At 51.0% G+C, this 16323-nt stretch carries 11 protein-coding genes; 6 read left to right on the forward strand and 5 right to left on the reverse strand.

The window, feature by feature from the left end:
• Positions 1 to 26: 26 nt before the first annotated feature.
• The 6 genes from B5F27_RS08150 to B5F27_RS08175 all read left to right on the forward strand — a co-directional run bounded on the left by B5F27_RS08150 (position 27) and on the right by B5F27_RS08175 (position 10040).
• Positions 27 to 845: a helix-turn-helix transcriptional regulator gene (locus tag B5F27_RS08150; protein WP_087366309.1), complete on the forward strand. Its 819-nt coding sequence runs from the start codon at positions 27 to 29 to the stop codon at positions 843 to 845.
• Positions 846 to 1339: 494 nt separating this feature from the next.
• Positions 1340 to 3682 (forward strand): DEAD/DEAH box helicase family protein, encoded by a 2343-nt coding sequence (locus B5F27_RS08155; RefSeq protein ID WP_087366313.1) that lies wholly within the window; start codon positions 1340 to 1342, stop codon positions 3680 to 3682.
• A 5-nt stretch (positions 3683 to 3687) separates the two neighbouring features.
• Positions 3688 to 6237, forward strand: a complete 2550-nt coding sequence (locus B5F27_RS08160) for a DUF4268 domain-containing protein (protein ID WP_087366316.1) — start codon at positions 3688 to 3690, stop codon at positions 6235 to 6237.
• 15 nt (positions 6238 to 6252) lie between these two features.
• The gene (locus B5F27_RS08165; protein WP_087366319.1) at positions 6253 to 7728 is read left to right on the forward strand and encodes a class I SAM-dependent DNA methyltransferase; all 1476 of its coding nucleotides are present in this window, start codon (positions 6253 to 6255) and stop codon (positions 7726 to 7728) included.
• Positions 7725 to 9179 carry a restriction endonuclease subunit S gene (locus B5F27_RS08170; RefSeq protein WP_087366324.1) on the forward strand — a complete coding sequence of 485 codons (1455 nt, stop codon included), beginning with the start codon at positions 7725 to 7727 and terminating at the stop codon, positions 9177 to 9179. Before B5F27_RS08165 ends, B5F27_RS08170 begins: the two co-directional genes overlap by 4 nt.
• A 9-nt stretch (positions 9180 to 9188) precedes the next feature.
• Complete coding sequence (locus tag B5F27_RS08175) at positions 9189 to 10040, forward strand: hypothetical protein (RefSeq protein WP_087366327.1); 852 nt, start codon at positions 9189 to 9191, stop codon at positions 10038 to 10040.
• A gap of 521 nt (positions 10041 to 10561) precedes the next feature.
• On the opposite strand, the gene B5F27_RS08180 is transcribed toward B5F27_RS08175, so the two are convergent.
• From B5F27_RS08180 to mobC, 5 genes are all read right to left on the reverse strand, one after another.
• Positions 10562 to 11947 (reverse strand): site-specific integrase, encoded by a 1386-nt coding sequence (locus tag B5F27_RS08180; RefSeq protein ID WP_087366330.1) that lies wholly within the window; start codon positions 11945 to 11947, stop codon positions 10562 to 10564.
• 14 nt (positions 11948 to 11961) lie between these two features.
• On the reverse strand, positions 11962 to 12252 hold the full coding sequence (locus B5F27_RS08185; protein WP_087366344.1) for a helix-turn-helix domain-containing protein: 291 nt from the start codon (positions 12250 to 12252) through the stop codon (positions 11962 to 11964).
• A 390-nt stretch (positions 12253 to 12642) separates the two neighbouring features.
• On the reverse strand, positions 12643 to 13971 hold the full coding sequence (locus tag B5F27_RS08190) for a phage/plasmid primase, P4 family (RefSeq protein WP_242962128.1): 1329 nt from the start codon (positions 13969 to 13971) through the stop codon (positions 12643 to 12645).
• A complete protein-coding gene (locus B5F27_RS08195; RefSeq protein WP_087366332.1) occupies positions 13952 to 15529 on the reverse strand; it encodes a relaxase/mobilization nuclease domain-containing protein in 1578 nt (525 codons plus the stop codon). Before B5F27_RS08195 ends, B5F27_RS08190 begins: the two co-directional genes overlap by 20 nt.
• A complete protein-coding gene (gene mobC, locus B5F27_RS08200) occupies positions 15477 to 15932 on the reverse strand; it encodes a plasmid mobilization relaxosome protein MobC (protein ID WP_087366334.1) in 456 nt (151 codons plus the stop codon). The genes B5F27_RS08195 and mobC overlap by 53 nt, the downstream gene beginning before the upstream one ends.
• Positions 15933 to 16323 lie beyond the last annotated feature (391 nt).

Here is a 16323-nt window from a genome sequence, read left to right on the forward strand (position 1 = left end):
ACCCACCCATCGGATGGAGGTAAGAAATGCATACAAAGCTGACGTTAGGCGAACGCCTCAAGGACCTGCGGATTGAGCGGGGCTGCACCCTGGAAGAACTGGCAGCTCAAACGGGCCTGTCAAAAGCGGCCCTTGGTAAGTACGAAACCAACGAGTCGGGAGATGTCAGCCTATTTGCCATTACTACGCTGGCCAACTTCTACGACGTAACATCAGACTATCTTCTGGGTCTGGTGGAAAACAAAAAACACCCAGACGCAGTCCTTGCGGACCTGCACCTGAGCGATGAAGCAATAGAAATGCTAAAAAGTGGAAGGATAAACAACCGGCTTTTCTGTGAGCTTATTACCCACCCGGAATTTCCGCGCCTGATGGCAGACATGGAGATTTATGTGGATGGCATGGTATCTATGCAGATTCGGAACCTGAACGCCTTGCTGGAATCGGTACGGACCTCAATCATAGAAAAGTACGACCCGAAAGAGGACAACACCCTGCGAACTTTGAAGGCAGCACAGATCGACGAAGATAAGTATTTTGCCCAAGTAATCACCGACGATGTAGAGCGAATTTTGCGAGAATTGAAGCAGACGCACGGCAAAGACAGCACCAGCGCGTCAGAAAAGGATTCGGCGGAGACCTTCAAAAAATATTTGGAAAGGCTTACCCAACTTGAAGGCAATAGAGAAGAAAAACGGGCAAGGATGTTCTGCGATTTGGCCCAAATCAATTATGAAAAACTGACAGACGAGGAAAAGCGCCAATTGCTGCAAATCTGCAAGAAGGCAGAGTATAACAACCACGGCATAAGCCAACGTGGGAAGCAGGGCAAAACACAACTTTAATACAACAATAACACGGCCGCTGCGGCGGGGCTTTGTATACCTTTGTTCCGCAGAGGGCAAAAAGGCTGGCAGACAGGTGCAGTTTGCACCATCTGCCAGCCTGTGTTCTACTATCTTTACTGCTGAGATGGGAGCGCGGAGCCTATCCGTGCTGCCCTCTCCTTTGCAAAGGTATAACACACTAGACTTTGCCAGCAAAGTCGTGTGCCACGAAACCCCTACGCGGTTTCTTTGGATTCTTCCGGCTGCAACGGGCGGCAAGCGGTTCTTTGCGCATTGCCGGGCAGCTACTCCATAAATGAGTAGCCGTCGCAAGGATGGAGAGGACCGTGGGGCAAAAGAAAACACAAAGCGGTCCAATTTATGACCCGGCATCTTTGCTAAAATGGCATCTGTCACCTTGAGCCGCCCTGTCCATTATGCTATACTGAATAAAACAGTTTGTCGAAGCGCGATGGTTTGTTCCTGTCATGTAGGGAAAAGGGGGGACGTTTATGGAGCCGATCATTCTGAAGCAGAACATGACAGAAGAGGATATTAAGCTGCAATACATTACCCCTGCGTTGACTTCCAAATGGGAACGCCAAAAGATCACCATGGAGACCCAAATTACCGATGGCAAGATCAGCCTGAAGGGTAACCTTGCGGTGCGGCAGCCTGGCAAACGGGTGGATTACCTGCTCTACCTCAGCGCAAACAATCCCATCGCAGTGGTGGAAGCAAAAGATAACAATCACCAGGTATCGGCGGGGCTGCAGCAGGCGATGGACTATGCCAAAATGCTGGATTTGCCCTTTGCTTTCAGTTCCAATGGGGACGGCTTTGCCGAGCACGATTTCCTCACCGGGGCCGAGCGGCAATTTAGAATGGATGAATTCCCCACGGAGGCCGAACTGTCCGACCGCTATAAGCGGGAATCCGGCCTGACGCCCGCTCAGGAGGCGGCCATGGCACAGCCCTATTTTTCCAGCCAGGCTACCTACCCGCCACGTTACTACCAGAGGATCGCCATCAACCGGACTGTTGACGCCATCGCCCGGGGACAAAAACGGCTGCTGCTGGTGATGGCCACCGGAACCGGCAAAACCTACACCGCATTCCAAATCGTCTACCGGCTTTTGAAGAGCGAAACGGTACACAAGGTCTTTTACCTGGCAGACCGCAATATGCTGGTGGACCAATCCATCGAACAGGACTTTGCCCCGCTGCAAAAGACCATCCACAAGGTCAATGTGAAAAAGGACCAGAAAAACACCGTCACATCCTATGAGGTGTATTTTTCCCTGTACCAGCAGCTGGTGGGAGACGATGACCAGGAACACTTCAGTGAGCTGTTTGCGCCGGATTTCTTCGACCTGATCATCGTGGACGAGTGTCACCGAGGATCGGCCAAGGAGGAAAGCCGCTGGCGGCGGGTGCTGGAATATTTCTCGGATGCTGTGCAGATCGGCATGACCGCCACCCCCAAGGAAACCAAATACATCTCCAACCTCAGCTATTTTGGCGAGCCTGTCTATACCTACAGCCTGAAAGAAGGCATCGAGGACGGTTTTCTTGCGCCGTTCAAGGTCATCAATATTATGACCAACATTGGAGAGGGCTGGCGGCCTCGAAAGGGACAGCTGGACATCTACGGCAATGAGATCCCTGACCGCATCTATACCAACAGCGACTACGACTACAACATCATCATAGAGGACCGCATCCGCGAAGTGGCCCAGGAGATCACCCGATACCTTAAGAGCACCGACCGGATGGCCCGCACCATCGTGTTCTGCGCCACTGAGGATGCCGCCCTGCGTATGCGGGATATGCTGGCCCAGTTGAACCAGGACATAGTGAAACAAAACCCGGACTATGTGGTGCGGATCACCGGCAGCGACGAGGTCGGAAAGAGCAAGTTGGACTATTTCCGTTCTACAACAGAGAAATATCCGGTGATTGCAACGACCTCCAAACTGCTGTCCACTGGGGCCGATATCAAAATGACCAAGCTGATCGTGCTGGATGAGATGATTGGCTCAATGACCGAGTTCAAGCAGATCCTTGGGCGGGGCACCCGCCTGCGGGAAAAAGAGGGCAAGACCCATTTCGCCGTGATGGATTTCCGCAACGTCACCCGGCTGTTTGCTGACCCCGACTGGGACGGCCCTCTGGAGATTGACGAGGAATTCGGAACAGCCAAAGGACAAGGGAAGGACCTGCCCCCGCAGGAAAAAACGCCGGGCAAGGATGATCACGACGGCAGCGCAAAGCTGCCTACCCCCATCGTGGACGAAAACGGCTGTAAGGTCCGTATCATTCAGAAAACCGTTTCCATCTACGACACCGACGGCAAACTGCTGCGGCAGGAAAGCATCATAGACTATACCAAAGAAAACATCCTTGGCCGGTATGCCTCTCTGGACAACTTCATCCACCAATGGAGCACGCAAGACAAGAAGGAAGCCATCCGCGATCTGTTGCGCCAGCGGGGCATTGACTTGGAACAGGTGAAAGCAGAGCAGGGGATGACCGATGTGGATGACTTCGACTTCATCTGTCATGTGGCGTTCGACAAGAAACCCCTGACCCGCAGGGAGCGGGCCAACAACGTTAAAAAGCGTGACTTCCTGAGCAAGTACAGCGGCGCGGCCTATCAGGTCCTGGAGGCGCTGCTGGATAAATACTGCAACATCGGTATCTATGAGATTGAGAAAACGGAAGTCCTCAAGCTGGACCCCTTCCTCAAGATGGGCAAGCCCGCCAAGATCGCAAGCTATTTTGGCGGGAAGGAAGGGTATCTCAAAGCGGTACGAGAATTGGAACAGGCGATTTATCAGGAAGGGATAGTGTAATAAAAATGAAGGGTTCTGAGACAAAACTGGTTGCATATATGCAGGGATCGGATAAACGGTTTGTCATCCCTGTATACCAAAGGAACTATGACTGGAAGACAGAAAACTGCAAGCAGTTGTATAATGATTTGGTAAAAGTAGTCCGCAAAGGTAGGAAAAGTCACTTCTTTGGCAGCATTGTATCGGTTCACAATGATGGTGAATTCAACGAACTGCTTGTGATTGATGGACAGCAGCGGCTTACTACAATCTCGTTATTGCTGCTTGCAATGTACAATTTGATGAAGCAAGGGATTCTCACCCCTTCCAAAGGAAATCTTGCTGAAAAGATCTATAAAACTTATTTGATCGACGAGTGGCAGGAAGATGAGACCCGGATTAAACTAAAGCCGGTAAAAAATGATCGGGAAGCTTTTAGACGGCTGTTCGACGAAGAATCAGGATATTTCCCAGATTCCAACCTTACCATCAATTACAATTATTTTTACTCCCGGCTTCGGAAAGAAGAAGTAACCCTGGATGAACTCTATGACGCCATTACAAAACTTGAAATCATCAACATTATCCTGAATCAGGAAGATAACCCACAGCTAATCTTTGAGAGCTTGAACTCCACTGGCGTAGCTTTGAGTGAAGGTGATAAAATCCGGAACTTTATCCTAATGGGCCAGCCGCCAAAGCAGCAAAATGACTTTTACGAAAAATACTGGAATAAAATTGAAATTTACACCAGCTACAACGTCAGCGGTTTCATTCGGGACTATCTGAGTATCAAGCAGCAGATAATTCCTGCAATGAACAACGTTTATTTCACGTTTAAGGCTTTTGTGGAAGATCGTGCGCTGGAGATCGAGCAGCTCCTTCAGGAGCTGTTGGATTATGCACGGTGGTATGAGACTTTACTTAAAGGCAAGACGACGGATACGGCACTAAACGCCTGTATTTACCGGTTAAATCGCTTGGAGACTACTGTCACCCGTCCCTTCTTTCTCGAAGTGCTTCGCTTACAAGCAGAAGGAAAGCTGGACCTTGCGCAGGTGAGGGAGATTTTCCTTCTAACGGAAAATTATCTGTTTCGTCGAAGTATCTGTGACCTGCCCACCAACGCCCTGAACAAAATCTTTTTGATGCTTCATCGGGAAATCATCCGTTACGATGGTACGGAAGCGAATTATCTGGAAAAGTTTAAATATGCTCTTAAATCCAAGACGGACCGCGGCCGTTTCCCGGATGATGCTGAGTTTGTGGAGGCTTTTACCATTCGTCCAGTTTACCAGATGAATAGCAAAAACAAGATCTACATCCTAGAACGGTTCGAGAATTTTGGCACAGTAGAAGTCCAGAATGTCTACAAGCAATTTGACAAGGGGGTCTACTCCATTGAACATATCATGCCACAGCATCTCACTCCGGCATGGGTCAAGGAGTTGGGAGAAGATTATGAAAAGATCCATGAGCGGTGGCTGCACCGGATTGCAAACCTAACCCTGACTGGATACAATTCCAAATACAGCAACAGCCCATTCGCAGAAAAGCGAGATATGGAAAATGGGTTTATCAATAGTCATCTTTACCTGAACAGCTGGATCGGACAGCAACAGCATTGGGGGCTGGCCGAACTAGAAGCACGAAATCAGCTGTTAATGCAGCGGGCGGTGACCATCTGGCCCATGCCCGAGACAAATTATAGACCGGCGGAAAAGCAAATGGACTCCTATTCTCTGGGAGATGATGTGGATCTGAGCGGTCGGGACATTTTGCGCTTCAGATATAAAAATACGGAGCAGCCGGTCACCAGCTGGATCGATATGATGGAACAGGTTTTGAAAATCCTCCATACAGAGGACCGGTCGGTGCTGTCGAGGCTGGCTTATAAATCGGACCCTGATAACGAACTGGATGCCTATGTAAGCAGCCATCCGGATGATCTGCGCAATGCTCTTAAAATCGACGAGAATATTTTTGTAGAGCGGAATACCAGTACAGCCACCAAGATTTCTCTTCTAAGAAAATTCTTTAAAGCCTATGGTGCAGATGAAGAAGCACTAATCTTTATTCTAAAGGATTCAACTACAGACAAGAGCGCCGAGGAAGCAGGGACCCGCGCAGAATTGCGGCGAAAATATTGGGCATTTGCCTTGTCCTATATTCAGAAGGCCAATGACGACGGTACAGGACATGGGTGTTTCTCGGGTTGTACGACATCCAAAGAAAACTGGATCAACGGTTTCTTTGGAATTGGAGGATTCTCGTTTGCCTGCGTGGCAAATTACAAGATGGCGAAGATAGAGCTGTGTTTGGAACACTTCAAAAAAGAAAGGAACAAACAATCTTTTGATTTCCTGTTTCAGCATAAAGAGGAGATTGAAACGAGGCTTGGAACACCGGTGTCTTGGCTCAGAATGGATGATAAAAAGAGTTCCTATATTGTCCTCACGCTCGACGGAGTAAGTATCGAAAACGAAGAGGATTGGACAAGAATGGCCAAGTTCCATGCAGAGTGGAGTAAGAAATTCTACGATGCTTTTGTTCCATACTTAAAGCAAAACGTTTAAGGCGGTATCATTTTTATGAGCAACTTATCTGGATTTATCAAGCGGCTGCGGGATATTATGCGCAACGATGCCGGCATCAACGGCGACGCCCAGCGTATCGAGCAGATTGCCTGGCTGCTGTTTTTGAAGGTGTACGCCACCAAAGAGGCGGACTGGGAATGGGAGGACGAGAACTATCAGTCCATCATTCCCGAGCCCTGCCGCTGGGAAAACTGGGCCGCCCAGAAAAACGGAAAAGAGATGACCGGGGACAAGCTGCTGGATTTTGTCAACAATACCCTGTTCCCGACGTTGAAAAACCTGCCGGTGGATGCCGATACCCCCATCCGCAAGGCCATTGTCCAGACCACCTTTGCCGACGCCAACAACTATATGAAGGACGGCGTCCTGCTGCGGCAGGTCATCAATACCATTGACGAGCTGCACCTGGACGACTACGAGGAAAGCCACGCTTTCGGCGAGATTTACGAGACCATCCTGAAGGAGCTGCAAAGTGCCGGGACGGCTGGCGAATTCTATACGCCCCGTGCCGTCACCGACTTTATGGCCCGGATGATCCGCCCCAAAATCGGGGAGCGGATGGCGGACTTTGCCTGCGGCACCGGCGGTTTTCTGACCAGCTGGCTGAAGGAGCTGCACAAGCAGGTCAGGACCACTGAGGACGAGGCGGCTTTCAGCAATTCCGTCTATGGCATCGAGAAAAAGCAGTTCCCCTATATGCTCTGCATCACCAACCTGCTGCTGCACAACCTGGACAACCCCCAGGTCTACCACGACAACACCCTGCTGCACGACGTGCTGGACTACACCCCGGAGGACTGCTTCGACGTGGTTCTGATGAACCCGCCCTACGGCGGCAGTGAAAAGGCCGACGTGAAAAACCACTTTCCCGCCGACCTGGCCAGCAGCGAGACCGCCGACCTGTTCATGTCGGTGATCATGTACCGGCTCAAGCCCGGCGGCCGAGCGGCCGTCATCCTGCCCGACGGCTTTTTGTTCGGCACCGACAACGCCAAGCTGAACATCAAAAAGAAACTGCTGCATGAATTCAATCTGCACACCATCATCCGTCTGCCGGGCAGCGTCTTTTCCCCCTATACCTCCATCACCACCAATATTTTGTTCTTTGACCGTACCGGCCCCACCCGCTCCACCTGGTTCTACCGGCTGGATATGCCCGAAGGGTACAAGCACTTCAGCAAGACCAAACCTATGAAGCTCGAACACTTCACCCCGGCGGAAGCGTGGTGGAACGACCGTCAGGAGCTGACGGAGGACGGCTTCGACAAGGCCCGACAGTTCACCGTCCGGCAGCTGGAGGAAGAGCTGGGCTACAACCTGGACCAGTGCGGCTATCCCCACGAGGAAGAAGAGATCCTGGCCCCGTTGGACCTGATTCAACGCTACGAGGAGCAGCGGGCCTCGCTGAACGCCGAGATCGACCGCGTCCTGGCCGAAATTACCGCCGCCCTGGGAGGTGCCGCCGAATGACCCCGCAGGAACTCAAAAACAGCATTTTACAGCTTGCCATCCAGGGCAAACTGGTGGAGCAGCGCCCGGAGGAAGGCACCGCCCAGGAACTGTATGCCCAGATCCAGGCCGAAAAGCAGCGACTGATAAAAGAGGGCAAAATCAAAAAAGAAAAGCCCCTGCCGGAGATTACCGAGGAGGAGAAGTCCTTTGAGATACCTGAGGGGTGGATGTGGGTGAGGTTTGGTAATGTTGTAAACATTGTTTCAGCAAGAAGAGTGCATCAGTCAGATTGGAAGAAAGAGGGTGTTCCATTTTACCGTGCACGAGAAATTGCAAAGTTGGCATCTGACGGATTTGTGGATAATGAGTTGTTTATTTCACCAGAATTGTATAAAGAATTTTCAAAATCAGGTGTGCCTCAATCAGGTGATCTAATGGTGTCTGCGGTTGGAACCTTGGGTAAAACATATGTAGTTAAAGATAAGGATAAGTTTTATTACAAAGATGCAAGTGTGATTTGTCTTGAAAACTACGGACATATTTTGCCAGAATATTTAAAGTACATCATGTCATCAGAGATGATGATGAGACAAATCCGCAGTAATTCGGGAGGGACAACCGTTGCAACTTTGACTATGGTACGTATGGCACAGTATATTTTTCCACTCCCACCCCTTGCCGAACAAAAGCGCATCGTCGCCAAAATTGAAGAACTCCTGCCCCTGGTGGACCGCTACGAGCAGGCATGGACTAAACTGGAGGACTTCAACCGCCGCTTCCCCGAGGACATGAAAAAATCCATCCTCCAGCAGGCCATCCAGGGCAAACTGGTGGAACAGCGCCCCGAAGAAGGCACCGCCCAGGAACTGTATGCCCAAATACAGGCCGAGAAACGGCGGCTTATTAAGGAAGGCAAACTCAAAAAAGAAAAACCCCTGCCGGAGATCACAGAGGATGAGAAGCCCTTTGAGATACCCGAGGGGTGGATGTGGGTGAGGTTGGGGAGTATCATAAGCCTAGTTTCAGGGACTGACTTTAAGCCTAATGAATACAACGACCAAGGCAGGGGAACGGTCTACATTACCGGTGCAAGCAGTTTGTCAAATACTGGAGTAATCGTTTCGAGATGGACTGAAGGTCCCAAAAACTTTGCATATAAAGGCGATATTTTGCTTGTATGCAAAGGTTCTGGTTATGGAAAAGCAGTATTCTGTGATGTTGACAAAGCACATATAGCGCGTCAAATCATGGCTATAAGACTTATGAATAAGATGGATATGTGCTATATTCGATTCTTCTTGCAAGCAAACTTTCATTATCTCAAAAAGCAGGGACAAGGTGTAATTCCGGGTATTGATAGAAAAAGCGTATTGAGCATGGCTTTCCCTCTCCCGCCCCTTGCCGAGCAAAAGCGCATTGTGGAGAAGCTGGAGGAGCTGCTGGTGATGTGTGAGAGATTGAAAGAATAGTGGGTAAATATGAAAGAGTTAAAAGAATATATTTGCAAGCATAAAGTTAAAATCGCTTTAGCAACTTTTGCTTTAATTTTTTTGATACCTGCAATTATCAACATTCTTTTTAAGTACTCGCCAATATGTGAGCTTTTGGGTGCCGAATGGGAAGCGGGTGATGCGTTAGGTTTTTATGGAACGTTACTAGGTTCAGCTGCAACAATAGTGGGGGTATATCTGTCAATAGATGCCGCACAGAAAAGTTATCATGAAGATGAAATCAACAAGGTTAGACCATATCTTGCACTAACACATCTGATATCAAAGTCACGCATGACTCTGGATAGTCTGATAGGCAGCCTGGAAGATAATCAGATAAGAGAGAAAACACAGAATTTTTACGAGGAATACCGATTTGATAAGGTGTATATTATCATAAAGTCAGATAAAATTGAATTCAAGGATGGCCTAACTGGGGATCAAGAAGACATACTTGTTTCTTCAGGTTTTAGATGGAATAAAGAGGGAGCTACATATTCATTTCAGGCTGGCAATTTGATATCTATGCCTTTTGAAATCGAAAATGTAGGGAATGGGCCGGCATTGAATTTTCAAGTCTGCTTTTACAGAGAAGGGAAAGAAAAGCGTGGTGTAAATATTTTTACTTTGAAAGTAGGACAAAGCGCTTATTGCCACATTTTTTCTGATGAGCAAGACAATGCAATTATTTGCGGAAAATACATTTTGGAATTTATATATAACGATATTCGGGGGAGCACATATTCCCAGAAATATGATCTTGAACTTAAAAGTGATGGTGAAACCAAAACAATTAAGAAGTATATAAATTTACAGGGACAGCAAAAGAGAGTATTCTAAATAATTCAAGTTACCTATTGCTGGAAATCCCATCAAGTGTGTGGCTAGGTGGTACATGTTTCAAGAAACTTACCTTGCTTTTATAGAGCTCACCCAAAACAATGCCGTCAAGTCATTTATATGTGAATTACCTAAGAGTTTCTAAAAGTGCCCTGCACGGTTTTTGCACGGAATCTGCACGGTTTCAGAGCTGTACACTGGTTGCAACAGGTGCAAAATCCGCCTTTTGATGCAAAACAAAAAGTTGAATATCGTGCGTTGATACGTCATTAAATTGCGATAAATCGAGAAATCCAAGGTGGATGATTGACGCACGGGTTGCGCTTTTAATCAGAGGGCCTGGGATTCGAGTTCCCACGAGCGCACCAAAATCCCGCGATAAATCGTAAGATTTATCGCGGGATTTTTCTTTTTTCGGGCCGCTGCACATTTTTGCACATATTTTGCACATCGGCGGGGAAGGGCCTGCACCCTTTGCATAGGCTGCATGAGGTGCATCGGGGGCGATTCGTCCATGGGATTTACGAGAACAGGAGACGGGCAAATTCCCGTTTTTGTTCGGGTTTCATCTGCCGGACCAGCTCCAAAAGGCTTTCTGCGGTCATTCCGGCAGTCCCGGCCGGGGCGGTTGGGGCAGCGGGAGAAGAAGCCGAATGATAAAAATTGGCCTCGATCTTTTCGGCCAGCTCAATCCGGGGCTTGTCCTGGGTGTGGGCGTAGGTGTCCATCAGGATGCCTGCGGTGGCGTGCCCGGTGTTCCCCTGGACCGACTTGAAGTCGCCCCCGGACTGCATCAGCTGATAGGTAGCGCTGGAGTGGCGCAGCCCATGAAAAACGATCTTCTCGAATTCAGGGTGCTTGTCCCGCCATTCCCGGTACCACTTGGACAGAGCTTCCGGGGCAACCGGCAGCCCGTTGGGAAGCCGGAACAGCTGCCCGCAGTTGCGGTAGCGGCCGTCGGCGTTGGCCTCGTCCTCCTTGAGTTTTTCAAGCCAGGCCAAAAGTTCATCCTTTAAAGGTTTGGTCATGTACAAAATACGTTGAGACTTTTTGGTCTTTGGCTTTTTCAGAATCAAGGAGGAAGTGCTGCCTTCCCGCTGGTCGGGAAACACGTAGAGGATCTGGCTGGAGTCGGTTTTTTCCAGGGATACCTTGTTGGTACGCTGCATGGAGCGCCGAATGGCGATGGTTCCACGCCCATCGGCGGCTTCAAAGTCCAGATCTCCCGGCTGCAAACCGAGGATTTCACCGACTCGCAGCGAAAGGATCATACTCAGGTGAACCGCCAGATGCAGAGCGGGGTCCTCCATGGTCTGAAGGGCTGCCAGCATGGTGTGCTCGTCCCAGATGGTGCGTTCTTCCGAGGTGAACTTGGGTGCCTCGCGGGGAACAGGGGATTTGTGGATCAGCTCCCATTCGACCGCATAAGAAAACGCCGTCTTGAGCAGCGCGTGAACCTCGTGGATTGAGGCGGCGGTAAGGTGACGTTTCTTCTGCTCCGCACTCAGCTTTTGCTTTTTGCCCTGCTTGTACAGGCCCTTGGGGGTCTGGCTCAGGGTGGTGTAGAATTGTTCCAGATCAAAGGTGCGTACATTCTGCACCTGTAATCCCCCAATGTAGGGGACGATCAGATTCTGCACCATTGCAACCGTATGCGTGTAGGTCTTGGGTGCCCACTTGTGCTTGCTGGACTGAATCGGAATCCATTTTTCCAGCAGTTCCTGTACCGTCATGGAATCGGGTATCAGGAAGGTGCCGTCCTGCAATTCCTTTTCAATCGTGATCTTTCGTTCGGTGGCTTCCTGTTTGGTTTTGAAGGACTCCCAGCCTTCATGTTTTTTGCCCCGGTGGTCGGTGTAGGTGTATCGGACGGAATAAGCGCTTCCGCGCTTCATAATGGATGCCATGGCTGAACCCTTTCTCAGAGGGCCGCAAACCAGGCTTCAAAGCTCTCCCGGTTGACACGGATGCTGGTACCGATGCGAACCACCCGGAAGTCCTTGGTGGTGTTGCACAAGTTATAGGCAGCACGAGGGGAGATGGCCAGCAGTTGGGCGATCTCATCTACCCGGTAAACCAGAGGCTTGAGCGTGGCTGCGCGCGGTCTGTTTTCAGGTTCCACGGCAGGGTTTGAATCCGAAGTTTCGTCAGAAATTGCGCTAGAAATTTCTGACAGAAAATTCGCATGGAGCTTGGCTCCTGACACTTCCATTGTAGCGGATGCTGGATTGGATTGCAAGGTTTCACAGGCAAAATTTACGGTATTCTGATTTGTTTTCAAGCGCACGCTCCTTTTCTCTATCTTGACCGGCAAACCATCCCGGGCGGATGATTTTCAATCCGGCCAGATTGATGTAACAGCCGAAGCTGACAGTTCAGCTCCGGCCCTGTTGCCTGTGAAATTTTTTGTGCAGGAACTCAAAAATACGCGCCCGATCCGCCCTTCCGCCCGGATGCGCCCGGAAACGCCCTCTCGGGCAGGTCCCAGGGCGGCAAAGCGGACGGATGTGATTTTTGAAAAATAACGATATTACAATGAAAATACAGCGTTTTCCAAGCGGGCGGGCGCGTAGGGCGGGAAATTTTCACTTCCTGCTCTTTTTTATGAGCGGGCGCAATCCGGGCGGACACATACGCCCTTATAGCCCCGGTACTCGCCCCCGATGTGCTTTGAGAAGGTAAGGTTATACTTGCCGGCACTCTTGAAAAGAAACTGGCTGAACCGCTTCTGAGAGACGGGCGTCTCCAGATTTTCCATGCACCACTTGGAGTAGGCATAGAACAGGTGGGTAGACCGGGCAGCTGCATCTTCGGCAAAACGAAGATACTTGTCCGAGGCCATGAACTGATCCAGGTTGTTCCCATCGGCCATCACGGCTTCCAGATTCTTTCGGGTCCGTTCGCTGAGGGTAAAGCGATACTGGTTGGCCAGAAGCCGCTTGAGACCCTCCAGCATCCAGAGAAAAATCCCCGGCAGCTCGGCAGCCATCTTGTCAATCAGAAAAGGATCGTCCACCCGATTGGGGTCACGATCCTTCACCGAAATCAAAATTTGACGCCGCCAGAAGCCGTCGCTGCTGTCATTGACGGCGATCAGATTGCCGTTGCCGAAGCAGAGCAGCCGGACATACAGCCGGCCCTGGGTGGCCTGTTTTCCTTTCCGTTCGATGCAGGTCTTGTCCTCGGCGGTGACAATGGACTTCACGTTCCGGGTGTCGGGCAGAGCCGTCATCTGGAGATCATCGTCCACCATCACCAGTTTGTGTTCCAGGTTGGCGCTGGCGAAGCGGTTGGTTTCCAGCCGATGGATTGATTCCATGTGAACGGAATCGCCCATCAGCTTTTTGACCACCAGCCCAATGCGGGATTTGCCTTCGCCGCCCCGTCCAGTGAGGATCATCATTTTCTGCGCCTTGGTGGAAGGGATGAGAAGATATCCCAGATACTCCTGTAAGGTTGGGATGTCCTCCGGTACCAGCAAGCCATTCAGAAAGCTCAGCCAGGTTTCCGGTGCCGGTGCATCCGGCTGATACTCCACCGGGAAGCGGTTGAGGCAGAGTTCCTTTTCAGGCACAAAGCCCCGCTCATCCAGGTAGTAGGTTCCGTTTTTCAAATGAATCCGGTCCAGCTGGGTGTCCCATTCTTCCCGGTAGCACTCCATCTTGATGGCATCCACAATTCGCTTGGTCTTTTTGGCGGTGTCATTGCGGGCAGCTGGCCGGATCTCCTGATGGATTTCATGGCGCAGCCGCTCCTCGTTGACCTCACCGTCCAGATCAAATAATTTTTGGTCCAGGCACATCAGTGGACGCTTCTGCAGAAAATAGGCGCAGAATGCAGACTCCACGATTTTGCCCTTGCTGTCAATCCAAAGTTGGTCCTCTTCCTGCTCATCCATTTCGTCGCGGACATCATCGTCTGTCCAGGTCATGCAGCCCTCCTTCCTGGATCTGCTGGCGATCTTCCCGATGGAGAATCGACAACAGATTTTGCTGTGCGGTGCTTAGTTCCATCCATGCCTTTTTCGCTTCGCGGTACGCCTCATAGAACTGGGCTTTTTCTGAGATCAGCTGCTCGCGTTCCGCTTCCAGCTGTTTCAGGCTGGGCAGTTTCGTTATCTTCTGAGCCTTGAAATAGGCGGCTGCCGCCTGGTAGGCTGTCAGTTCAGCGCGGTGCTGTTCCCAAAATGTCTCCGGGTTCTTGGCGGTCTTGACCTGCTGGGCAAACTTCTTGTTCTGAACGTAGGCCAGGGCATGGCGGCTCAATTCCCGGTTGGCTTTGATGCGGTTCTCCAGGTCTTTGACCACCTTGAGACTCTCGTCTCGTTTTTCCTGAAGTTCAGTTACACGGGCATCCAGTTCTTCCTCGCTGTTCAGGTTGTATCGGGTGAATAGTGCCATGGACTTTGCCAGCTGTTTGAGATTGAAAATCTTGGCCCAGTGCTCGTAACCAGCGCCCTTGCCCGCGGCCAGCTTGGCCTGAATGTCAATCAGGCGGCTGATACGGTCGGGGTGAGGATCAGAGCTGTAGAGCCTGGCGGTTTTCTTCCGTTCGGCGTTTTCAGCGAGAACAGCCAGAACTTTCTCTTTGGAAAAGTCATCGCCCAGCTTGCGGGAGGAGATGGGCTTGGTGCGGCCGGCAGTAAGGTAACTGAACCGGCCGCGGCTTTCACGAACCGTGACGCCATGCTCCTGCAAAAGCTGAGCGGAAAATTCCTCCAAGCTGGCAGCCTTGGTCAGAACAGAACGGATTTGCCTCCGAAGGGCCGCTTTCTCGGTTTCATATTTGGTTTGCCGGATGGGCTGACCGGAAGCGGCTGCCTTCTGGTTGGCGTGGTCGAGGCGGCGCTGGCCGCGCCGCTGCGCCCAGTATTCCTTTTCAGTAATCCGTTCGCCGGTGCCGTTCAGCAGGTCGATCTGGTAGAGGCCGGCTTTCTGGCACAGCTCCATGGTCTCGACCCGCAGGTGCCGGAGCATCGCGGCTATACAGCGATGCTTCATGCCCTCCTGCCAGTCACAGGGCTTTTCCATATAGGGCTGCCTCGGGATGGTCCGTATTCGGACGCTGCCGATGACAATGTGAACATGGATATTCCCAGCTCCGTTGTGCCCGTCAGGGTGGGCGCAGACAATAGCAGGATGACCCGGAAAGTTTTCCTTGCAGAATTGCAGGCCAAGAGCCTGGGCCTTTTCCAGGGTTAGTCCGTTATCCGCAGCGTCCCGCGGGTCGAAGCTGATGATATATTGGTGGGTTTTCACATCGTCAGGAGAGAAGTTCTTTCCGTACTTCCGGTTTGCCAGCAGGCAGGCCATAGCAAAGGACTGCCCGCCGCATTCCAGGGTGTCCAGTAAGTACTCCTCCCGCAGCTTGGGCCGGCCGTTCTCATCCAGAATTGGAAGACCGGTGTACTCGTTGTGCTGAAAGGTCAGATAGTGTTCAGGTGCCGTAAGATCGGAGTTCTTCGAGCTTGTATGCTTGATGGTTGCCATACAGTTCTCCCATCTTTTTCTCGGCGTTCAGCCGAAAGAGTGTGAGCGCAGACAATTCGGTCAAAAGCTGTGCCCGAATTTCTTCTGAATCTTTGCCGCCGCTGTTGAAGTGGCGGGCAAGCTGATTCAGATTGCTGCCGATCTTACCGCATTGTCCCAGCAGGTCAGAGAGGATGCTCAGTGCATCCTCTCCGCCGCCGGTGACAACAATGGTTTGCTTGATGGGTTTGGTGCGTAAGCAGCGGCGAAGCAGGGTGGACATGTTGACGTGAAGAATCTCACACATGATTTCCAGGTCCCGCTTTTCTTCTGGGGTGACTCTGAACTTGATGAGCTGCGTTTTCCTCGGCGATCCGCTGTGCTGGGGTTTGTGGCTAGTCGAACGAGTGTTGGTCTTGGTCATTGTACCTCCTTGCTGTTTGACTAGCTCCTCTTTGGAGCTATGTATGGTGCGGCGCAGCCGAAGAACGCGCAGAGCGCGAAATGAGCAGGGTTTGGGGAAGGCACTCCCCAACAAGTACGACCGGAGCGTGCGGCATCAATTTCAATTTGTGAAATTGTGGCCACGGGTCGATACTTGCTTTTTACTTTTCCCAGAAGTTTGAAAATTTCCATTTCAAAACGGTCTCCAATCGGTCAAAGTAGGGAGTGCACAGTGTCTCCTGTTTGGTGGGGTCGCCGTTCACATCCGAATTAAGTTCCTGCCCCTGTTTTGCAGCGGCGTTGTCAGGCTCGCCCGCATTTCTGCGGGGTCATGGCGCTGTATCCAGTCCGGACGGCTGATAAAGTTGTCA

The organism is Faecalibacterium sp. An192, from assembly GCF_002160175.1.
In the GTDB taxonomy this organism is placed as follows: Bacteria; Bacillota; Clostridia; order Oscillospirales; family Ruminococcaceae; genus Faecalibacterium.